Genomic DNA, 20,796 nt, shown 5'->3' with positions numbered 1-20,796 from the left:
AAACGTGAAATTGATCATTTTTTGATAGACATTGATTAAAAAACTATCTATTATTTTCTTAAATGAAAACAAATGAAAATATATTTTCAAAAATGATTGTGAATATATGCAAATGATCAAAGGTGGTGGCGTTTATGACACAAATCAATGAGCAACAAGCTTACTATGATATTGCTGTAATTGGTGGTGGAATAAATGGTGTTGGTATTGCCAATGATGCTGCTGGGCGTGGTTTATCTGTGTTCTTGTGTGAAAAAGATGATTTAGCCAGCCATACTTCGTCTGCAAGCAGCAAGTTGATTCATGGTGGTCTGCGTTATTTGGAACATAAAGAATTTCGTTTAGTCCGAGAGGCTTTAGCGGAGCGAGAAGTCTTACTAGCAAAGGCACCACATATCATTCGCCCTATGCGTTTTATCATGCCACATCAGCCTCATTTACGTCCTGCTTGGCTGATTCGTACGGGTCTGTTTTTATATGATCATTTGGGTAAAAGAGAGAAGCTTGCAGGTTCACATTTGGTTGAGTTTGACTCTAATACCAGCCCACTAAAAACAGCGTTCAAACGGGGTTTTGAATACTCAGATTGTGCTGTAGATGATTCACGCTTAGTGATTTTAAATGCAATGCAAGCACGTGAGAAAAATGCCACTGTGGTGACCCAAACACGCTGTATTTCAGCACAACGAGAACATGGCTTGTGGACTATTCAGTTTGAAAATGAACAGGGTATTTATCACATACAAGCGAAGGCTTTGGTCAATGCTGCAGGACCTTGGGTTGCACAATTCATTAAGCAAGAGCTTCAGTTAAAATCACAATATGGGATTCGTTTAATTCAAGGCAGTCATATTATTGTGCCGAAAATCTATGACGGTGATAAAGCCTTTATTATGCAAAATGATGATCAACGTATCGTGTTTGCAATTCCTTATCTCAATCAATACACCATGATTGGCACAACTGACCGTGAATATTTAGCAGATCCGAATAATGTTGAAATTAGTCAGCAAGAGATTGATTATCTGCTTGATGTATCCAATGATCATTTTAAAGTGCAACTAACTCAAGCCGATATTATTCAGACATTCTCAGGGGTACGCCCGTTGTGTGATGATGAGTCTGATAATCCAGCAGCAATTACCCGTGATTACACTTTGGCTTTATCGCAAGATCATGAAAATGATGCACCATTACTTTCTGTGTTTGGTGGGAAGTTAACCACCTATAGACGCTTGGCTGAATCTGCAATGGAGCATTTGCAGAAGTTTTTCCCTAAAGCTGGAAAACCTTGGACTGGAAAATCCTTGTTGCCAGGTGCTGAGAATTTAATTTCTGTTGATGGGTTGGTTTTAGAAATTCAAAATAAAATCAAAGGGCTTGATCATGAAACTTCAAGCCGCTGGGCACATGCCTATGGAACCTATACATGGAAATTTTTAAATCATTCGACATCTGTTCATGAACTTGGTCAAGATTTTGGACATGGTTTATATGCCCAAGAGGTTGATTATTTGGTTGATCATGAGTGGGCGATCACCAGTCAGGATATTTTAAAGCGCCGTACCAAGTTATATTTAAAATTTACAGAAACTGAAATTCAAGTACTGGATGAATATTTGCTTGAATTGCATGAACGCCGCGTACAGAGAAATGTTGCCTAAGCAAAAATGGAAATATATTGCTTTGCTGAGGATGTGTTATGACCAATCAAAGGTATATAAAACGCGTCGGGTTTCAGGTTGGTAATACAATAAAATCGAATCTGCACCATGTGAACAATATTCCCAACCTGCAACAGCTGCAATAAAATAATAACGATTGCCATCGCGGTCAGAAATATGAACTTCTTGATCATCACGGTCTGCGTTGATGTAGCGTAAATCAAAATGTTGATCAATCGGATAAGTCCAGTTTCCACCGCCACATTCGCCGCCTAATTGGTCAAGCAAGGTTGTTGGAGAATTATTTTGATATTCAATGCGGGATGTTGAAATGATTTTTCCAGTTTCGGCAAAGCGCTGTTTAAGCTGCAAGTAATCTTCATGCATTTCTTTGTGATGGGTTTTTAGATCAGCCTCGCAATCAGGATTTTCTAAAGCAAAATATCTTTTGTTTGCTAACCATTCATATTGATTTTGTTGATTTAATTGCATAATGAACCAATTTTCATTGGCAAAAGTATCTGAAAATTCTGTGGTATCACTTCCGATATAGCCTTCATAAGGTTCAATAGCATTCAGCAAATGAATTTTTCCTTGCCATGCAGTATTTATTGCGGATAAATCAATTGAAATAAGCGGAAGTAAATGCTGTGCTAGAAATAGACTTGAAGGGGCGAAGACGACTTCATGGTCAGGTAACAATGTTAGATAAGGTTGAGCTGTAGTGATGTTTTTAATAGGTGTCATTACGCTTATTTTTAGATCATTGAATGATTAGATTAAATCATAAAAAAGACCGAACTCGTCGGCCTTTTTGCTCGGTTTAGTCAGTTAGCCATAAAGCGCCTAATTTTTCATCCCACTCACTTGGGGTGATGACCATACGACCTGCATTAGGGGTTAAGGTAATCTCACTGAAGAAAACATCGTCTTGAGATAATAAGAAATCAATTCGGCTATAACCATATTTAAAACAAAGATCTTCTGACAATTGAAGCATTTTATTTAATTTTTGCGGTCGTGCTAAACAGCTTGGCGTATTGTTTTTTAGATCAACGGTAAAGGGTTGCAGAATCCAAGATGTGTCATACATATTTGAATAATCTATACCTTTGCTATCTTGTACATCGACTTCGAGATATCGAGGCTGACCTTCAAAACAATGAACACGACATGTTGTAATGGTGAACTTATTGTTTTGATCAGTAAATAAATCAATATGTTGTTCGGCCAAAATTAAAGGAACAATATCTTTGTAATGCCATTCTCGTTTTCTAAAATACATATTTTGTTTAAGGTGGTGATTGAGTTTGTGCTGCGCTTTTTTGATATCAAATTGCGCTTTATCGTTACAGACAATCGCACTGCCACTGTCATGATTGCATTTTAAAACAAACTTGTTGGGAAGTTGATTAAAGTCAATTTCCTCAAAGCATTTATATACGCCAATCAGTGGAACGAAATGGGAACAACAAATTTTATCTGAAATGATTTCTCGTACTGCAAATTTATCCGCTAATTTTGTATGTAAGGGTACTCTTTCATAGATCATTCTGGCGGTGACTTTTTCATTGAAACTTTTAGGCTGATCAAAGTTCGGGGTATAACCCAATTTAGCAATAAATCTTTTGGTGAGATAGCGTCTATCTGAGACAAATTTGGCTCTAATCACTTTTGCCGAATAAATAATATTTTCAATCATGATTAAAAAAAATCAATAAAATAATGAATGTTTGAATTATAGAGAAAATATGAATTTTGTATATGGAAATAGTAATCATTTATATTTTTATTACATAATTGTAATGAATATCTAAACAATAAAGTGAAAAGAATCACTTTAATAACAAAAAGACCGCTATATGGCGGTCTTTTTGTATCAATTAATCAGAGGACTAAGCAGATTTCTTAACAGCTTCTAAAAGCTCATTTTGACGAGTTTTAAGTGCAGCTGGTAAACGTTCACCAAGTTTATCAAATAACTCAGTGTGGCTTTCAATTTCTTTGATCCACTGATCTTTGTCTTGAGAAGTCACAAGATTAAATTGGTCTTTAGTGAAGTCAGAACCTGTCCAGTTCAATTGCTCATAGGTTGGAACAAAACCAATTGGTGTTTCTACTGCTTCAGCACGACCTTCACAACGGTCAATGATCCACTCAAGCACACGCATGTTTTGACCAAAACCAGGCCAAACAAAGTTACCTTCAGCATCACGACGGAACCAGTTTACGTTATAAATACCTGGAAGTTTATTGCCCGCAGCTTTTGCTTTAGCACCAACTTCTTCGCCCATTTCTAACCAATGAGAGAAATAGTCAGCCATGTTGTAGCCAGCAAATGGAAGCATGGCAAATGGGTCACGGCGTACAACACCTTGTTGACCTACTGCAGCTGCAGTTGTTTCAGAACCCATTGTTGCTGCTTTATAAACACCATCAACCCAGTCAAAAGCTTCTGAGATTAAAGGTACTGTATCTGCGCGACGACCACCGAAGATGAATGCAGAAATTGGTACGCCAGCTGGATTTTCCCAGTCAGCATCAATAGAAGGGCATTGACCCGCTGCAACTGTGAAGCGAGCATTTGGATGCGCTGCTTTTTCACCAGCAACATGTGGTTGGCCTTTCCAGTTGGTTAAATTAGCAGGCGCTTCTTTGGTTAGACCTTCCCACCATACGTCACCGTCATTTGTTACAGCAACGTTTGTATAGATGACATCTTTGTGAAGTGTCGCCATGCAGTTTGGATTTGTTTTGATGTTTGTACCAGGTGCTACACCAAAGAAACCAGCTTCAGGGTTGATTGCATATAAGCGACCATCTTCACCTGGCTTGATCCAAGCAATATCGTCACCTACAGTTTCAATTTTCCAACCTTCATAACCCGCTGGTGGAATCAACATCGCGAAGTTGGTTTTACCACATGCAGATGGGAATGCCGCTGCAATGTAATGTTTCTCACCTTGTGGATTGGTCACACCAAGGATCAACATGTGTTCAGCTAACCAGCCTTGTTGACGACCCATAGATGAAGCAATACGTAAAGCAAGGCATTTTTTACCCAATAATGCGTTACCGCCGTATCCTGAACCGTAAGACCAGATCTCACGAGTTTCTGGATAATGCACGATATATTTTTCAGGGTTACAAGGCCATGCAACATCTTTTTGACCTTCAGCCAACGGAGCGCCAACAGTATGTACGCAAGGAACATAATCGCCATCTGTACCCAGTACATCATAAACAGCTTTACCCATACGAGCCATTTTACGCATACTTACAGCAACATAAGGAGAATCTGTAATTTCGATACCGATGTGAGCAATGTGAGAACCTAATGGCCCCATAGAGAATGGAACCACGTACATTGTACGTCCTTGCATTGCACCATCAAACAAACCGTTAAGGCGAGTACGCATCTCAGCAGGAGCTTCCCAGTTGTTTGTCGCACCAGCATCTTCTTGTTTTTCAGAGCAGATGTATGTACGACCTTCAACACGCGCTACGTCAGACGGATCAGAATTCGCTAAATAAGAACCAGGATGTTTTTCTTGGTTCAACGCTTGCATAGTGCCGTTAGCGATCATCAAGTCGATGTAACGTTGATTCTCTTCTTCGCTTCCGTCACACCATTCAATTTTTGCAGGTTTAGTTAATTTAGCAATTTCTTCAACCCATGCAATGAGCTTGGGATGACGAACGAATTCTGGTGCGTTCACTTGGGTCATGGTGAGGCCTATCTAAAATATGTACAATTTTGTGTACAAATAATAATCTGAATGAAGGGATACTACATTCAAATTTAAGTATGAAAAAAAGTGGTGGTATTAAAACATATATTCATAAAAAAAATAAGACTAAAGGCTTAAAAGATACCAATGCTTGAGTTTTTACTAAGTGTTTGATTTTTATTGTCTAACATTGATTATTGTTTGATTTTTATTAGTATTTTAAAACGGAATGTAGGGTATTTTAATTGTAAATAATAATAGTTTACAATAAGTTGAAATTATAAGATTTACTAAATTAATTATTGATTTAATAAATGGACATAATTCGAATTTTACATAAAGGTGCTTTTATTTGTTTAGAAAATCGACGAAATTAGTGCAAATACTTCAAAATAATCAAGCTTATGGACACAGAACTCAAGCCTCTTTCAATGATTTACAATGAAAAGTCAGGTTTTCATGCCAATCAGAAAGATGATATTTATGAAAAACTCATGACCATCTGGACTTCACATGGTTTTGAAATTCAAGTTTTTGATATCAGTTCAGAGCCTGATATAAAAACCCTGATGCAAAAAATCATTCAACGTCATGCACAGTACTCAGATTGCGGTGTCATTGTCGCTGCAGGTGGTGATGGTACGTTGAATGCAGTCGCCTCGCAAATGTTAAATCAAAAAATTCCTATGGGAATACTACCTTTGGGTACTTTTAATTATGTGGCGCGTGTTCTACATATTCCCCTGAATATTTTGGAGGCAGCAAATGTGATCGCCACAGGGGAGCCGCGTGCATCACATGTGGCCTGTATCAACGATCAAATTTATCTAAATAATGCCAGTTTAGGTTTATATCCTTTATTTATTAAAAAACGTGAAGAATATAATCGTAAGTTTGGACGCTTTCCTTTAAATGCTTACACCTCTGGTTTGGATGTACTGATCCGTGACCGTAAAGAACTCAAATTAGAGATCGAAGTAGATGGACAAAAGTATCCTGTAAAAACACCACTGATTTTTTTTGGTAATAATCAACTGCAATTAAAAGAATTGAATTTAAAAATTTCAAAATGTGCAGAGGTGGGTGAGATTGCCGGTGTGGTGATCGCCAAAGGAGATAAAGCCACTTTATTTAAAACCTTGTTTCAAACCATTCGTGGAAAATTGGAAAACGCTTCCGATGTGTATAGTTTTGGTGCACAAAAAGTCATTGTTTATTCAAAAAAGCCTAAACTGACCGTTGCTGTCGATGGAGAAATTGTTTCAATGACGACCCCATTAACCTTACACGTAGAAAAAAATGCTTTAAAAATTATGGTGCCGCATGTTATTGCATCTGTCTGATCTACATTTTGGTACTGAGCGTCCAGAGTGTATACGAGCGATTCAAAAGTTTTGTGCTGTGCATAAACCAGAAGTGGTTGTGGTGAGCGGTGATTTAACTCAACGTGCTAAATTTAAAGAGTTCTATGCATGTAAACAGTTTTTAGAATCGCTAAAAATCCCTTATTTTGTGGTGCCTGGCAATCATGATATTCCTTTATATCATGTCTGGAATCGTGCCTTTAGACCATTTGGCTTATATCAACTGTTCTTTGGTAGTTTAGAACGCACTTTATTTACAGAGCATTTTTATTTAATTGGCATGAACAGTATTCGTCGGCGTTATCATACACGCGGGCATATCTCATTTGAGCAAATTCAAAATGTAAATCAGTTGTTGGTCAATGCACCGAAAAATAAATTAAAAATAATTGTTAGTCACCAACCTTTTTATACTTCAAATGAAGATCATCACTTAAAAGATTGTCCTGCTTTAGGGCAGTTTGCCATTAAAGAATGGGGACAACATCAACTGTATGCTTTATTACATGGTCATTTACATTTAGTTGCGGTCTATGATTTGAATCAAGCCTTTGCGCTAAATTTAAAGCAACCGGTTTATGAAGTTCATGCGGGTACAGCAGTTTCTCGACGCTTACATAAAAATATGCCAAACAGTTTTAATGTGATTCATCAAAATGGTGAGTTTGAGCATTATTTTTTTGATGAGCAATTACAAGATTTTATTGCGAAAAATGAGCTGAAAAATTCTGAATCAGAGCTGATTTGATACAAAAGAAGAAAAAACGTACAAATTAAATAAATTTTTTTTCATTTTCCCCTTGAAGCGTTTATTTCCATCCCCACAAATGTGACATACAAATATTTTGTCGATGACCTAGGAATAAGAAGTCATCTTCGCTGAGTAATCAATGACATTTAAAATGTCTATGGAGTTAGAAATGAGCAAGATTCGTCCTTTACATGACAACGTTGTTATTCGCCGTGTTGAAAAAGAAACTAAAACAGCAGGTGGTTTAATTTTAAGTACTTCAGCAGCTGAACAACCTGCTCAAGGTGAAATCCTTGCTGTAGGTAATGGCAAAATCACTGATAATGGCGTACGCGCTTTAGACGTGAAAGTGGGCGATAACGTATTATTTGGTGCTTACGCAGGTACTAAAGTTAAAGTTGATGGTGAAGAACTTCTTGTGATGAAAGAGTCTGATATTTTAGCGGTATTGGAAGGTTAATCTTCTGCCGTTCAAATGAGTTTTCATCCAAAACATATTGGTCAAAATTTAAAATTTATAAAGATATCTGGAGTTTAGTATGTCAGCTAAAGACGTAAAATTTGGTGATTCAGCGCGTTCAAAAATGATCGCCGGTGTAAACGTACTTGCAGATGCAGTAAAAGTAACTTTAGGTCCTAAAGGGCGTAACGTTGTTATTGATCGTTCTTTCGGTGCACCACACATCACTAAAGATGGTGTAACTGTTGCTAAAGAAATTTCTTTAAAAGATAAATTCGAAAATATGGGCGCGCAATTGGTTCGTGAAGTTTCTTCAAAAACCAATGATATCGCAGGTGATGGTACAACAACTGCAACTGTACTTGCTCAAGCGATCTTAAATGAAGGGATCAAATCTGTAACTGCGGGTATGAACCCAATGGATTTGAAACGTGGTATCGACCTTGCGGTTAGAGCTGTTGTTGAAAATATCAAAGCAACTGCTAAACCAGCTTCTGATACCAAAGCAATTGAACAAGTCGGTTCGATTTCGGCAAACTCTGATGAAACTGTAGGTAAGTTGATTGCGCAAGCAATGGAACGCGTTGGTAAAGAAGGCGTGATTACTGTTGAAGAAGGTTCAGGCTTTGAAGATGCGCTTGATGTTGTAGAAGGTATGCAGTTTGACCGTGGTTATATCAGCCCGTACTTTGCAAACAAACAAGATACTTTGACTGCTGAACTTGAAAATCCATTCATTCTTCTTGTTGATAAGAAAATTGGTAATATCCGTGAATTGATTACAGTTTTAGAAGCTGTTGCAAAAACAGGTAAACCATTACTCATCATCGCTGAAGATGTTGAGGGTGAAGCACTTGCAACACTGGTTGTAAACAACATGCGCGGTATCATCAAAGTATGTGCGGTTAAAGCGCCTGGTTTTGGTGATCGTCGTAAAGCAATGCTTCAAGATATCGCGATCTTGACAGGTGCTACTGTGATTTCTGAAGAAGTGGGTATGTCTTTAGAACAAGCAACGCTTCAAGATTTAGGTACTGCACATAAAATCACGATTTCTAAAGAAAATACTGTGATTGTTGATGGTGCTGGTGATGCAAATCAAATTGCTGAACGTGTAACTCAAATTCGTGCTCAAATCGAAGAATCAACATCTGAATACGATAAAGAAAAACTTCAAGAGCGCGTAGCTAAACTCGCTGGCGGTGTTGCTGTAATCAAAATTGGTGCTGCAACTGAAGTTGAAATGAAAGAGAAGAAAGACCGTGTAGATGATGCGCTTCATGCAACGCGTGCTGCGGTTGAAGAAGGTGTTGTTGCAGGTGGTGGTGTTGCGTTGGTACGTGCAGCTAAAGTACTTGACGGTCTTGTTGGTGCAAATGATGACCAAACTGTAGGTGTGAACATCCTTCGTCGTGCGATTGAAGCGCCACTTCGTCAAATCGTGTCTAACGCTGGCGATGAGCCATCTGTTGTGATCAATGCAGTGAAAAGCGGTGAAGGTAACTTTGGTTACAACGCTGCAACTTCACAATATGGTGATATGTTAGAAATGGGTATCCTTGACCCTGCTAAAGTAACGCGTTCTGCACTTGAGCACGCTGCATCTGTTGCTGGTTTGATGTTAACAACTGAATGTATGATTACTGATATCCCAGAAGACAAACCTGCTATGCCTGATATGGGTGGCATGGGTGGTATGGGCGGTATGATGTAATATCGTTTCGATCTCAGATCATAAAAAATCCCCGCTTTTATGCGGGGATTTTTTATGCAAGTTACTTTATTCTTGTTTTTTGTAGATTTATTATTATCCTTTTCTACTATTCGGTAAATATAAATACAATACGAAAATTGTGAGGGGGGAGAAAAATGAAAAGATTAATTTTCATTATTGTAATTAGCCTGATGTTAACTGGATGTTTAAGTATGATGGGGCAACGACTTGAAACTAGAAATGATTTAATGCAGTCTTGGGTAGGCGAGACAGAAGAAAAAATGGGGACCACCATCTAGAAGTTATACAGTTCCGAGTGGCGCTAAAATTATTTCTTATAATGATGATTGGGGTTCTAGTGTTGAAAAATTTATGCTGGAACGCGGTAAAGTGACCAAATGGGGATATACCAATTGTTCAATGAATCTCAATCGGCCTGATAAAATAGACAAGAAAAAACCCATTCCAAAACCTTCACTTTAATGAATTATTTATAGAAATAATTTTAAGAGATAAGGAATTTCGTCAAGTTAAAAAATATCACAGTGCTTTGACTTGATTAACACAGCAAAGAGAAATTAGGCTTTTATAAATTGACATTTTACGCTCGGTGGAATGTTAATGTTCTCTCTAACTGATTTAAAAACAATAATTTATCTAAAAAGAATAATCACCCAAGTAAAGAAAATAATTGCTTGAGCTACAAACTGCGCAGCACTTCCCATATCTTTGGCATTTTTAGACAGTGGATGGCGTTCTAAAGAAACTCGATCAACGACAGCTTCTAATGCTGAATTAAACAGTTCTACAATGATTGCCAATAAGCACACAGCAATCATCACTGCTTGTTCAACAGAAGAGACATCAACGAAGAATGTAATCGGAATTAAAACAATATTAATCCAAACAATCTGACGGAAAGCAGCTTCATTTTGATATGCAGCTTTAAATCCTGCTAAAGAATAGCCAGTTGCATTGAGAATGCGTTTGAAACCCGTCGTACCCTTAAATGGAGAATAATCACTCATACATCAAAGCAGCTAAATTTTTAAAAAGTGTATTATTTTAAACTTAAATGGGGATTAATTTTAAACAAAAAGCACTAAGTTTAGAAAAAATTAAGCAAACATTTGAATCGTTTGCTTAATTTTTTGAATAAATCAGATGTTACTTTGCATTTGGATTGGTTTTTAAGTACGCATCCAAAGCTTTACGACCCAGCGCAGGATCATCGGTAAATACACCGTCCACACCAGCTTTAAAATACATCTCATATTCTTTATTCGCGCCAGCTTCACAACGCTTGGCTGCATCTGCTTCACCAGTACTACATTTTAAATTGTTGGCAAGGAAATTATTTTCAGGACGGAAAGTATATGGATGGACTTTTAAGTTCACAGCATGAGCATCTGTAACAAAAGAAGAAGGTGCAGTATAGCTATCATTAAAAATATACGGTTTCCATGGACCAACACCATCAGCATATTTGGCAACTTCTTTTAAACCTTGTGCTGTGGCCATATCACCATAGGTGGTTTTAATCCCTTGTACGACATAATCTGCTGGACTGATTTTCTTATCATCATAAAGCTGAATAATTTTGGCATGCTTTAAGCTTTTATGGGCTGTCAATTGGTCTTTAAAGTACTTTAAATTATTTACTTCAAATGACTGTAGATAAATCGGTGCAATTTCACGGCTATATTGGTACTTTGCCAAAGTTTTAAGCAATGGATCTTCCATGGCTAAATTTAGTTTTTGAAAATATGTTGGGTGCTTGGTTTCAATATAGAGCCCAACCACCTTACCAGTTATTTTATAATTCTTTTCAGCCAGTTCAATGATCTGCTCAAGGGTGGGAATATTAAATTGGTCATTGTATTGGGTATTGTTCGGGCGTAACGCTGGGATACGCTCACGTGCTTTAAGTTGATTCAATTCATTTAAAGTAAAGTCTTCAGTAAACCATCCCGTTAACGATGTCCCATCGATGATTTTTGTTTTCTTACGATCTGCAAATTGGCTGAATGTACTGACATTGGTTGTACCGCCAATTTCATTTTCATGACGTGCAACCAAAACCCCATCTTTAGTCGATACTAAATCTGGTTCAATAAAATCAGCACCATCATCAATGGCTTTTTGATAACTTTCAAGGGTATGTTCAGGACGTAAAGCACTGGCTCCTCGGTGACCAACGATAATAATTTTTGGTTCCTTGTATTCGGGCGTGACGTTATCTATATTTTTATCGTCATCATTACAAGCAGTTAATAAGGCCATGATACTTACCAATAACCCAGTATTTTTAATCATATTTCTCTCAAATTCTTATAAGTAAACTGAGCGTAGTGTATGTGGTTAAATTGACACTGTGATGACATCAAGATGAAAAGATGATGAAATCTTTTTTGTAGATTTACGATCCGAAGAAATGAATTCTTCACAGTTTCTTCATATTTAAACTTATCATTCGCTTTTCTGTTATTTTTCCTTGAGTTTTTAGTTCAAGTCACAGAATATCCATATAAAGCAGATTTAATTGTTCGAACAGCTTTAACCTCAATCCTTTGACACAGAACCTACTCTGATGCTCTCTAAATTTTTTATTCAACGTCCTATTTTTGCCTGTGTACTCGCAATTATTGTTATGGCTTTAGGCGTATTTTCAGTCTTAAATTTACCTATAGAGCGATACCCTGATATTGCTCCACCACGAATTACTGTTTCGACAACATATACAGGCGCAGATGCTGAAACGGTTGAAGAGAGTGTTACACAGGTTTTAGAACAACAAATTAAAGGGATCGACCATCTACTGTACTTTAGTTCGAGTAGTGACTCATCAGGTCGTGCTAGAATTAGTATCAGTTTTGAAAATGGAACTGACCCAGATACCGCACAAGTACAAGTACAAAATAGCATTAATGGCGTACTTAACCGTTTACCTGACGATGTACAGCGTCAAGGTGTAACGGTAAATAAATCACTTGGCGATACATTTATGGTGGTGGGTTTATATGATGAAACGGGTAAAAGTAACAATATCGAGTTAGGTGACTATTTATCTGATCATATAGAACAAGAATTATCACGGATTGAAGGGATTGGTGAAGTTGATGTATTTGGCTCACAATATGCCATGCGAATTTGGCTCAATCCGAATTTGCTTCGACAATATCAATTGATGCCCAGTGATATTCGGACAGCAATTGAGGCACAGAATACACAGGTTGCCGCTGGTGGTGTAGGCGATTTACCAGTAACTGCTGACCAATATTTAAATGCAAAAGTCACTGCTGGTTCACGTTTAAGAACTGTGGACGAATTTAAGAATATTATAGTCAAATCCAATACCGATGGAGGCTATATCTATTTAAAAGATGTGGCGCGTATTGAATTGGGCGCAGAAAACTACCAATCTTTTAATACCATCAATGGTTATCCTTCATCAGGTATGGGGATTTCTTTATCCTCAGGTGCAAATGCACTAGCAACATCGGCATTAATCAAAGCCGAGTTGGCAAAGATTTCTGAAAAACTACCACAAGGTTATAAGATTGTTTATCCACGTGATAATACGCCGTTTGTGCAAGAATCCATTAAAGAGGTGGTAAAAACATTATTAGAAGCCATCGTATTGGTGGTTCTGGTCATGTTTATTTTCCTACAAAGCTGGCGTGCAACGTTGGTTCCTACTATTACTGTTCCGATTGTAATTTTAGGTACTTTTGCGGTACTCAATGTGCTCGGCATGAGTATTAACACATTGACTTTATTTGCCTTAGTGTTGGCAATTGGTCTGTTGGTCGATGATGCGATTGTTGTGGTGGAAAATGTCGAGCGTTTGATGCATGAGCAGGGTCTAACTGCAAAACAGGCATCTATCGAGTCTATGCAGGAAATGACAGGGGCTTTGATTGGAATTACAGTGGTCTTGACGGCTGTATTTATCCCGATGGCATTCTTTACGGGTTCAACAGGTGTGATTTATCGTCAATTCTCCATTACCTTAGTGGCGGCAATGGCCTTGTCACTGTTGGTTGCATTGATATTAACCCCTGCACTGTGTGCCATTATTTTAAAACCGAACCCCAAACCCATGCGTTGGGCCACTTGGTTTAATCGCAAACTTGAAAATCTAAGACAACGTTATATTCGACTGATTCAAAAGACCTTAAATTTGAAATGGGTGGTTTTGACGATTTTTGTGGCTTTGATTGCTGTGTTTTCACTGATTTATCGGACTTTACCTACTAGTTTTATTCCAAGTGAAGATCAGGGTATGTTGAGTGTACAGTTCCGTTTAGCCGATGGTGCACCGATGTCAAGTAGTCAGGTGGTTGGAGAAAATATTCGAAGATATTTCCTTGAAAATGAAAAACAAAATGTAGATATTGTATTGATTCGTTATGGGCGTAATTTTTCAGGTACAGGACAAAATTTAGGAACAGGCTTTGTAGCCTTAAAGCATTGGGATGATCGGTCAGGTACACAAAATTCTGCGCAAGCAATTCGTGAACGTGCAACAAAATATTTTAGTCAAGATCGCAATGCTCGGATTACAGTGAGTTTGCCTGCTTCTGTAAATGGTTTGGGAGATAGTGATAGCTTAGAATTCTGGATTCAGGATATTAATGGTCAAGGTCGAAAATATTTAGACCAACAATTCAATACATTGCAGGCGCAAGCCAAACAGTTCCGATCCTTTGAGAATCTGGATAAAAAGTCCAATCCCGATAAATCTAAGTTAAAAGTTGATGTTAATCAAAAATTGGCATTGGCAAATGGACTGAGTCAAACCGCGATTAACAACACCTTGTCAGCAGCATGGGGTGGTTCTTATGTAAATGACTTTATTGATCGTGGGCGAATTAAACGAGTAATGATGCAGGGCGATGCAGAATTTCGTTCCAAGCCAGAAGACCTACAGGTATGGACGGTGCGTAATGCACAGAACCAGATGGTGCCATTTAGCAATTTCGCAACAACGCGCTGGGAAGGTGGGCCAGATGTAGTGAATCGTTTCCAAGGTTATACCGCCTTGCAAATGGAAGCCAATGCTGCGGCGCATACTAGTTCAGGTCAAGCCATGAAAGATATTCAGACCTTGATTAGTCAACAAGAGGGAATAGATGTTGCGTGGAGTGGCTTGTCATTTGAAGAACAAAAATCCAGTAGCCAAGCATGGTTACTCTATTTGATTTCAATCGGCTTTATTTTTCTTTGTCTAGCAGCTTTATATGAAAGTTGGTCGATTCCAACTGCTGTGATTGCGGCAATTCCTTTGGGGATTGGAGGCAATATTATTTTCAGTAAATTGATAGGTTTTCCAAACGACATTTATTTTCAAATTGCATTGTTGACCACGATTGGTTTGTCTTGTAAAAATGCGATTTTGATTGTTGAGTTTGCTGCTCTGTCTCAGGAAAAAGGTAAAACAGCTATTGCAGCTGCATTAGAAGGTGCAGGGCTGCGGTTACGTCCAATTCTAATGACATCATTAGCCTTTGGTGCGGGGATTATCCCATTGGTTGTTGCATTTGGTGCAGGTGCTGCCAGCCGTCAAGAAATTGGTGTAAGTGTGTTAGGTGGAGTGATCTTTGGAACGGTTTTGGTTTTACTGTTTATCCCATTTATGTATGTGTTGGTTCGCTCAATTTTTAAATCAAAAGCACCCTCTGGGTAATGGTGTCGATTGATGGCCTTAGCTTGATCAATGTTCTTAGATGAGGATTGATCAAGCTTAAAATCATACAGAACCGTTAAAACATGTTTCACAACAAAAAACATCTTTATTTTCGTGGGATTGCAGTCCAACATGTGGCAAAAGTTTGATGGAATTTGGATCATCCTATGCAATTTTCTTTGGCACTCGTTTCAGAAATAGAAAAAGCCATTCAAAACCATCAATTTGATATCATCGAAAAACAATTTGAACAAATCAATGACGCTGATATCGCAAAAATTTTGGCAGACTTATCTTTAAATGAACAGCTGACATTGGTGGAGTATTTGCCCAATGCTGCGTACATTCTTGAGTTTTTATCACTCGAACAACAACTTAAAATTTCTGAGCATTTACCAAAACAAATACTGGTCAATATCATTTCTGAGATGCACTCGGACGATCGTACAGATTTATTTAAGTATTTGCCTTATGCATTACAGCAAGCTGTTTATGCTGATTTAAGCACTGAAATACAACTGCAGATCCAACATTTAGCCAGATATCCAGAAGAGTCTGCTGGTGCAATCATGAGTTCAGATTATGTGACATTGTCACCTGATTTGAACATGACGCAAGCCATCAAGCAGATCAGAGCAATTGCTACAAATCGTGAAACAGTCTATTTGATTTATGTGATCAATCCTCAAGGTACGTTACTTGGGGTTGTGTCCTTACGTGAAATTATTCTTGCTGAGCCTGAACAAACCATTGCTGAAGTTATGAGTACGGATTTGATTGTAGGGGATGTTAATGAAGACCAAGAAAGTATTGCAGAGAAGTTGCATTATTATGACTTTATTGCGCTGCCTATCGTTGATGAGCAACAGCGTCTTTTAGGTATTGTCACTTATGATGATGCGATGGATGTTGTCACCGAAGAAGCCACTGAAGATTTTTTAAAATCCAGTGCAGTCTCATCTTCTCCTAAAATGAGTATTAAGACAGCGCCGATTCATTACCTATATAAGAAACGGGTATTTTGGTTGGTGATTTTAGTTTTTGGCAGCTTATTGTCTGGATTTGGGATTGCCCATTTTGAAGATATTATTGCAAAAAATATTGTGCTGGTATTCTTTTTGCCGCTTTTGGTCGGGAGTGGTGGGAATGCCGGTTCACAGTCGGCCACGTTAATGGTGCGGGCATTGGCAACGGGTGATGTACATTTAAAAGATTGGATGTACCTGATTGGGCGTGAAAGCTTGGTCGGTTTATGCTTGGGCGGAACAATGGCAATTGCTGTGTCCATTCTTGGCTACTTTAGAGGGGATGCAATGGTCGCCTTGGTTTTAGCTTTAAGTATGATGGGTATAGTATTGATGGGCTGCTTAATAGGGATGAGTCTGCCATTTATATTAAATCGTTTAAAGCTGGATCCAGCAAGTGCTTCGGCACCTTTAGTCACTTCGATTTGTGATGCAACAGGTGTTATCGTTTACTTATGTATTGCATCGATTATTTTATAAGACATGGCTGAAGGGTATAAGCTTTAAAAATGCTTGGCTGATCATGTTTAATTAGCAATATCTTTTCTTAAATCACGACAACTGGGAATATCTGTATAGCGATATACCTGATAACCTGCTTGCTCTAACATCTCGTCACGTTGTGCATCGATATGCTCTTTGCCAAGGTGACTGGGATCATCGAGTTCAATAATAGCAATTACTTCAAGCTGTTTATCGAGTAAAACAAAATCGGTCACTTTACGATTGAATTTGGAACGCAATTTAAATTGATTGCAATCAATTAATGCGCTAAACGCGACTTGCGCAAGTACATGATGTTGTGGAAAGGCTTCATTTAAACGGAAAAACATTTTCTGTTCAAAAGGGGTGATCACAAGTTTTGCATAATAATGTTTATTTCGAAATAAATACTGACCAAAGCAGGCAAGCAATAAAGCAATGGTTGCGATACTGCCAATCAATAAAAATAAAATTTGATGTAAATCGAGAGACATAAGCGATCGGTATCATATAGACAAGAAAAAACCCACTCAATCATGAGTGGGTTTTTAAAATCTGGCTCTCCAACCTGGGCTCGAACCAGGGACCTGCGGATTAACAGTCCGTCGCTCTACCGACTGAGCTATTGGAGAATCTGGAACGCATTTTAGGGATGAAATGGGAATGGGTCAAGGAAAAATTGTTAAATCCATCATAAAAAAGCATTATTTGCTAAATATTTGATCATTCTGAATAAAAGTAAATCTGAATAAAAATTAAAGTTGTTTTAAGCGTTCTGAAATTGAGAGTGAAATCAATTATAGTCAACCTGTCAAAAAAACTCAGACTCAAGAATATAATTTCTATTAATATTTTTAATTAAATCAATTTTATGGAAAAAATAAATTGTTAATTATAAAAAGCTTGCAACACCACATCTTACATTCAAAGTTTAAATTCCTTTGCGTAGGCGATGCCAAACCTTGCGCTGCTAACAAAGCAGTGCTTTGTTTTTGCTCATGGGCGAGGGGGACGTCCTGTACCTCCGCCCAACGGCGACATCCCTGTCGCCCCGCGGTAGGATAACCATCTAGGATTCAAAAGTACAAAAATGAATTGATAACTAACATTTTCTAAAATTTGATACAAAAACATAAGCTTTATTTATAATCAATGACTTGTATGAATAATTAAATGATTTGACCCTACATCTTTTCTTTATAGAAAATAAAGATATAAAAAAGCCCACTGCATGATGAGTGGGCTTTTTAGAATCTGGCTCTTCCACCTGGGCTCGAACCAGGGACCTGCGGATTAACAGTCCGTCGCTCTACCGACTGAGCTATGGAAGAATAGATGGCTCTCCAACCTGGGCTCGAACCAGGGACCTGCGGATTAACAGTCCGTCGCTCTACCGACTGAGCTATTGGAGAATCTGATGCGCATTTTATGGATGAAAGCCAAAGTGGTCAAGTGAAATGATAAGAAAAAAGGCTTAAATGTTTTTTTATTGTCCGAATTTAAAGAGTTTGTATATATATTGATTATTTTTAAAGTTTTCTAGTTCTTTATTCGAGATTAAATGATCATAAGTGATTAAATTTTGTTGCAGTTGGAGAAGGGTTTGTATTCGTTGTGATGGTTTCATTCGGACTAAAGCGCTAAAAATAATCGTGATTTCTAAGATTTGAATATTTTTAAAACGCAAGTTTGATGAAATCACTATCTTTTTAGCCCTATAGGCTTTTTTCCACAAAAAATGTTGTTGCATAATTTGATCAATAAACATTAAGTCAAGTTCGTAACACATACCAAAAGAAAAGCCTCTATGTTCTTGCTGTATTTTACGCATGCTGAAAGCGGAAATTTGTGCATAATCGAAGGTGATTTTTATTGCATGCATTTGAATTTGACAAAACTCGGAATGAAAACGTATCTGTGGTCGTCCATGTTTGATCAGCAAAGACAATGAAATAAGTTCAAACAACACGATAAACAGCCAAAACAGGACCACCAAAATGAAAGTGAAGCTGATATCGTCCGAATTGGTAATATAGAGATAACAGGGGATTTGAATGGCGCTAAGCATGGCATAACTATAAAAGATTTTTATTGGATCTGCTTTTACAGTGTAACTAGGATTGATCATATTAGAATTGAAAAAAATGAATCATATAAAAAGGCCATTCTAAAATGAATGGCCTTTATCCAAAAATAAAATGCTTAGATCTTATTTTTCAACACCAGCTTCTTGGCCTGCATATTTCGCGTTTGCATAGTCCCAGTTTACAAGGCTTTCTAAGAAAGTCGAAATGTATTTAGGACGAGCATTACGGAAGTCGATGTAATATGCATGCTCCCAAACGTCAATTGTAAGTACCGCTACTTTGCCATGTGCAAGTGGAGTATCTGCATTTGAAGTTTTAAGAATAGAAAGCTCGCCATTCACTTTATCAGCAACTAACCAAGCCCAACCTGAACCGAATTGAGTTGTTGCAGCAGCAGCGAATTCTTCAGCGAATTTTTCGTAAGAACCGAAAGCCTCATCAATTTTAGCAGCTAAAGCGCCAGTAGCTTTACCGCCACCGTTTTTAGCCATACAGTTCCAGTAGAATGTGTGGTTCCAAACTTGTGCAGCGTTGTTGAATACACCTGCTTTAGATGCATCGCCAGCTACAGCCACAATGATCTCTTCTAAAGTTTTACCTTCAAGATCAGTACCATTGATTAAGTTGTTTAAGTTTACAACATAGGTATTGTGGTGCTTGTCATGATGATATTCTAAAGTTTCTTTACTGATGTGCGGCGCAAGATCTTCATAGCCGTATGGTAAAGCAGGTAAAGTAATGGTTGTCATGTTTTAAATTCCTTGCATTTAGCTGGGTTTTAACATTAAGTGGCTTTATTGTAATGGATTCTTTCAACAATTGTGCAAGATGTTAAATAACAATACACAATTTATTTCGATTTAATACGTATAAAGAAAATGTAAAAAATGCATCGCATTTTTATGAAAAAATGTCTAATCGGCAAGCCAATATTTGTCTACAAATGAGCTACATTTTTAGGATAACACTTAAATTGGATTGTTGAGTTCGAAATAGCGATAATCAATCTTGAATTGTTCAGCGATCGCTTGACCAAGTTGTTGAACACCGTACCTTTCAGTTGCATGATGACCACATGCATAGTAATGCACATCTAATTCTTTTGCTTCATAAAAAGTACGCTCACTCACTTCACCTGAAATATAGGCATCACAATTCATTGCTGCCGCTTTGCCTATAAAATCCTGTGCTCCGCCTGTACAAAATCCAACTTTTTGGATCAGCGTTTTTTCTGCGGTTAAATGTATGGAATTGAAGCCTAATTTTTCAGTAAGAAGGTGTTTAAAATCTTCTGGTGAGATTGGAGCTTTTAAATAACCGATATTACCAATCGGATTGCGTTCGCTTGGGTCTAAAGCTTCAATATTTTCCAGTCCAAGGATTTTGGCAATCATTGCATTATTCCCTAGTGTTGGATGTGAATCTAAGGGGAGGTGGTATCCAACAAGTGAAATATCATTTTGGATTAATGCTTTGATTCGTTTGCCACGCATGCCTGTGATTGGATAGGGTTCGCCTTTCCAGAAGTAGCCATGATGAACCAAGAGAAGGTCTGCTTGTTGTGCAATTGCTGCATCAATTGCATCCTGTGACGCCGTGACTGCACACAGGATTTTTTTTACTTCAGATCGTCCTTCGATTTGTAATCCATTGGGCGCGTAATCTTTAAATTCATGCGATTTTAAGGTTTGATCACACCATTGGATGATATCTTTGAGTAAAGCCATGAATAACCTTTAATTAAATTAAGTGTGTTAAGAACATCAAAACATATTTTAAATTGTAACTAAAGCTGAACAAAACTCTTTGTGTTTTTTATGTTTCTTGA

At 37.7% G+C, this 20,796-nt stretch carries 17 protein-coding genes and 3 tRNA genes; 8 read left to right on the top strand and 12 right to left on the bottom strand.

Annotated features, from left to right (window positions below; all coding sequences use genetic code 11):
- Positions 1-134 precede the first annotated feature (134 nt).
- The gene (gene glpD, locus ACG916_RS15420) at positions 135-1,664 is read left to right on the top strand and encodes a glycerol-3-phosphate dehydrogenase (RefSeq protein WP_419327625.1); all 1,530 of its coding nucleotides are present in this window, start codon (positions 135-137) and stop codon (positions 1,662-1,664) included.
- Between the two features lie 36 nt (positions 1,665-1,700).
- Here the strand turns inward: glpD and ACG916_RS15415 are convergent, their stop codons facing one another.
- The 3 genes from ACG916_RS15415 to ACG916_RS15405 all read right to left on the bottom strand — a co-directional run bounded on the left by ACG916_RS15415 (position 1,701) and on the right by ACG916_RS15405 (position 5,392).
- Complete coding sequence (locus tag ACG916_RS15415; protein ID WP_419327626.1) at positions 1,701-2,411, bottom strand: hypothetical protein; 711 nt, start codon at positions 2,409-2,411, stop codon at positions 1,701-1,703.
- A 76-nt stretch (positions 2,412-2,487) separates the two neighbouring features.
- Positions 2,488-3,366: an ATP-grasp fold amidoligase family protein gene (locus ACG916_RS15410; RefSeq protein ID WP_336952724.1), complete on the bottom strand. Its 879-nt coding sequence runs from the start codon at positions 3,364-3,366 to the stop codon at positions 2,488-2,490.
- Positions 3,367-3,559: 193 nt separating this feature from the next.
- Complete coding sequence (locus ACG916_RS15405; protein ID WP_336952722.1) at positions 3,560-5,392, bottom strand: phosphoenolpyruvate carboxykinase (GTP); 1,833 nt, start codon at positions 5,390-5,392, stop codon at positions 3,560-3,562.
- 407 nt (positions 5,393-5,799) lie between these two features.
- Here ACG916_RS15405 and ACG916_RS15400 point away from each other — a divergent pair, with 407 nt between their 5' ends.
- The 5 genes from ACG916_RS15400 (at position 5,800) to ACG916_RS15380 (ending at position 9,983) form a co-directional block, all read left to right on the top strand.
- Positions 5,800-6,738: a diacylglycerol/lipid kinase family protein gene (locus ACG916_RS15400; protein ID WP_336952720.1), complete on the top strand. Its 939-nt coding sequence runs from the start codon at positions 5,800-5,802 to the stop codon at positions 6,736-6,738.
- Entirely contained in the window at positions 6,719-7,507 is a 789-nt protein-coding gene (locus ACG916_RS15395; protein WP_336952719.1) for a metallophosphoesterase family protein, read from the top strand. The genes ACG916_RS15400 and ACG916_RS15395 overlap by 20 nt, the downstream gene beginning before the upstream one ends.
- A 172-nt stretch (positions 7,508-7,679) precedes the next feature.
- Positions 7,680-7,970 (top strand): co-chaperone GroES, encoded by a 291-nt coding sequence (locus ACG916_RS15390; protein ID WP_004722444.1) that lies wholly within the window; start codon positions 7,680-7,682, stop codon positions 7,968-7,970.
- A 79-nt stretch (positions 7,971-8,049) separates the two neighbouring features.
- Positions 8,050-9,684 (top strand): chaperonin GroEL, encoded by a 1,635-nt coding sequence (gene groL, locus ACG916_RS15385; protein ID WP_004819670.1) that lies wholly within the window; start codon positions 8,050-8,052, stop codon positions 9,682-9,684.
- Positions 9,685-9,839: 155 nt separating this feature from the next.
- On the top strand, positions 9,840-9,983 hold the full coding sequence (locus tag ACG916_RS15380) for a lipoprotein (RefSeq protein ID WP_419327627.1): 144 nt from the start codon (positions 9,840-9,842) through the stop codon (positions 9,981-9,983).
- Positions 9,984-10,337: 354 nt separating this feature from the next.
- Here the strand turns inward: ACG916_RS15380 and ACG916_RS15375 are convergent, their stop codons facing one another.
- Both ACG916_RS15375 and ACG916_RS15370 read right to left on the bottom strand, forming a co-directional pair.
- Positions 10,338-10,712, bottom strand: coding sequence for a diacylglycerol kinase (locus ACG916_RS15375; RefSeq protein WP_004819673.1), 375 nt, complete (start codon positions 10,710-10,712; stop codon positions 10,338-10,340).
- Positions 10,713-10,851: 139 nt separating this feature from the next.
- On the bottom strand, positions 10,852-12,000 hold the full coding sequence (locus ACG916_RS15370) for a glycerophosphodiester phosphodiesterase (RefSeq protein WP_419327628.1): 1,149 nt from the start codon (positions 11,998-12,000) through the stop codon (positions 10,852-10,854).
- 274 nt (positions 12,001-12,274) lie between these two features.
- Here ACG916_RS15370 and ACG916_RS15365 point away from each other — a divergent pair, with 274 nt between their 5' ends.
- Together ACG916_RS15365 and mgtE are read left to right on the top strand one after the other, a co-directional pair.
- Positions 12,275-15,373 carry a multidrug efflux RND transporter permease subunit gene (locus tag ACG916_RS15365; protein ID WP_419327629.1) on the top strand — a complete coding sequence of 1,033 codons (3,099 nt, stop codon included), beginning with the start codon at positions 12,275-12,277 and terminating at the stop codon, positions 15,371-15,373.
- Between the two features lie 167 nt (positions 15,374-15,540).
- Complete coding sequence (gene mgtE / locus ACG916_RS15360) at positions 15,541-16,878, top strand: magnesium transporter (protein ID WP_419327630.1); 1,338 nt, start codon at positions 15,541-15,543, stop codon at positions 16,876-16,878.
- Positions 16,879-16,925: 47 nt separating this feature from the next.
- Here the strand turns inward: mgtE and ACG916_RS15355 are convergent, their stop codons facing one another.
- The 7 genes from ACG916_RS15355 to ACG916_RS15325 all read right to left on the bottom strand — a co-directional run bounded on the left by ACG916_RS15355 (position 16,926) and on the right by ACG916_RS15325 (position 20,695).
- Positions 16,926-17,375 carry a DUF2726 domain-containing protein gene (locus ACG916_RS15355; RefSeq protein ID WP_419327631.1) on the bottom strand — a complete coding sequence of 150 codons (450 nt, stop codon included), beginning with the start codon at positions 17,373-17,375 and terminating at the stop codon, positions 16,926-16,928.
- Between the two features lie 62 nt (positions 17,376-17,437).
- Positions 17,438-17,513: transfer RNA gene (locus tag ACG916_RS15350), tRNA-Asn, on the bottom strand.
- Positions 17,514-18,136: 623 nt separating this feature from the next.
- Positions 18,137-18,212: transfer RNA gene (locus ACG916_RS15345), tRNA-Asn, on the bottom strand.
- A gap of 5 nt (positions 18,213-18,217) precedes the next feature.
- Positions 18,218-18,293 (bottom strand) — tRNA-Asn (locus ACG916_RS15340).
- A gap of 74 nt (positions 18,294-18,367) precedes the next feature.
- Complete coding sequence (locus tag ACG916_RS15335) at positions 18,368-19,009, bottom strand: hypothetical protein (protein WP_419329024.1); 642 nt, start codon at positions 19,007-19,009, stop codon at positions 18,368-18,370.
- An 81-nt stretch (positions 19,010-19,090) separates the two neighbouring features.
- Complete coding sequence (gene sodB, locus ACG916_RS15330; RefSeq protein ID WP_419329025.1) at positions 19,091-19,717, bottom strand: superoxide dismutase SodB; 627 nt, start codon at positions 19,715-19,717, stop codon at positions 19,091-19,093.
- Between the two features lie 219 nt (positions 19,718-19,936).
- Entirely contained in the window at positions 19,937-20,695 is a 759-nt protein-coding gene (locus ACG916_RS15325) for a Nif3-like dinuclear metal center hexameric protein (protein ID WP_419329026.1), read from the bottom strand.
- Positions 20,696-20,796 lie beyond the last annotated feature (101 nt).

Origin of the sequence: Acinetobacter legionensis, from assembly GCF_048552295.1 — a bacterium.
Taxonomy (GTDB): Bacteria; Pseudomonadota; Gammaproteobacteria; order Pseudomonadales; family Moraxellaceae; genus Acinetobacter.
This window is presented reverse-complemented; position numbering and strand designations above follow the sequence as displayed.

Excerpts from the sequence above, each read along its gene's own strand:
- ACG916_RS15380 (WP_419327627.1), top strand. The coding sequence starts at position 9,840 with ATGAAAAGATTAATTTTCATTATTGTAATTAGCCTGATGTTAACTGGA.
- ACG916_RS15405 (WP_336952722.1), bottom strand. The coding sequence starts at position 5,392 with ATGACCCAAGTGAACGCACCAGAATTCGTTCGTCATCCCAAGCTCATT.
- mgtE (WP_419327630.1), top strand. The coding sequence starts at position 15,541 with ATGCAATTTTCTTTGGCACTCGTTTCAGAAATAGAAAAAGCCATTCAA.
- glpD (WP_419327625.1), top strand. The coding sequence starts at position 135 with ATGACACAAATCAATGAGCAACAAGCTTACTATGATATTGCTGTAATT.
- ACG916_RS15375 (WP_004819673.1), bottom strand. The coding sequence starts at position 10,712 with ATGAGTGATTATTCTCCATTTAAGGGTACGACGGGTTTCAAACGCATT.
- ACG916_RS15390 (WP_004722444.1), top strand. The coding sequence starts at position 7,680 with ATGAGCAAGATTCGTCCTTTACATGACAACGTTGTTATTCGCCGTGTT.
- ACG916_RS15395 (WP_336952719.1), top strand. The coding sequence starts at position 6,719 with ATGTTATTGCATCTGTCTGATCTACATTTTGGTACTGAGCGTCCAGAG.
- sodB (WP_419329025.1), bottom strand. The coding sequence starts at position 19,717 with ATGACAACCATTACTTTACCTGCTTTACCATACGGCTATGAAGATCTT.
- ACG916_RS15370 (WP_419327628.1), bottom strand. The coding sequence starts at position 12,000 with ATGATTAAAAATACTGGGTTATTGGTAAGTATCATGGCCTTATTAACT.
- ACG916_RS15415 (WP_419327626.1), bottom strand. The coding sequence starts at position 2,411 with ATGACACCTATTAAAAACATCACTACAGCTCAACCTTATCTAACATTG.
- groL (WP_004819670.1), top strand. The coding sequence starts at position 8,050 with ATGTCAGCTAAAGACGTAAAATTTGGTGATTCAGCGCGTTCAAAAATG.
- ACG916_RS15335 (WP_419329024.1), bottom strand. The coding sequence starts at position 19,009 with ATGATCAATCCTAGTTACACTGTAAAAGCAGATCCAATAAAAATCTTT.
- ACG916_RS15355 (WP_419327631.1), bottom strand. The coding sequence starts at position 17,375 with ATGTCTCTCGATTTACATCAAATTTTATTTTTATTGATTGGCAGTATC.
- ACG916_RS15325 (WP_419329026.1), bottom strand. The coding sequence starts at position 20,695 with ATGGCTTTACTCAAAGATATCATCCAATGGTGTGATCAAACCTTAAAA.
- ACG916_RS15410 (WP_336952724.1), bottom strand. The coding sequence starts at position 3,366 with ATGATTGAAAATATTATTTATTCGGCAAAAGTGATTAGAGCCAAATTT.
- ACG916_RS15400 (WP_336952720.1), top strand. The coding sequence starts at position 5,800 with ATGGACACAGAACTCAAGCCTCTTTCAATGATTTACAATGAAAAGTCA.
- ACG916_RS15365 (WP_419327629.1), top strand. The coding sequence starts at position 12,275 with ATGCTCTCTAAATTTTTTATTCAACGTCCTATTTTTGCCTGTGTACTC.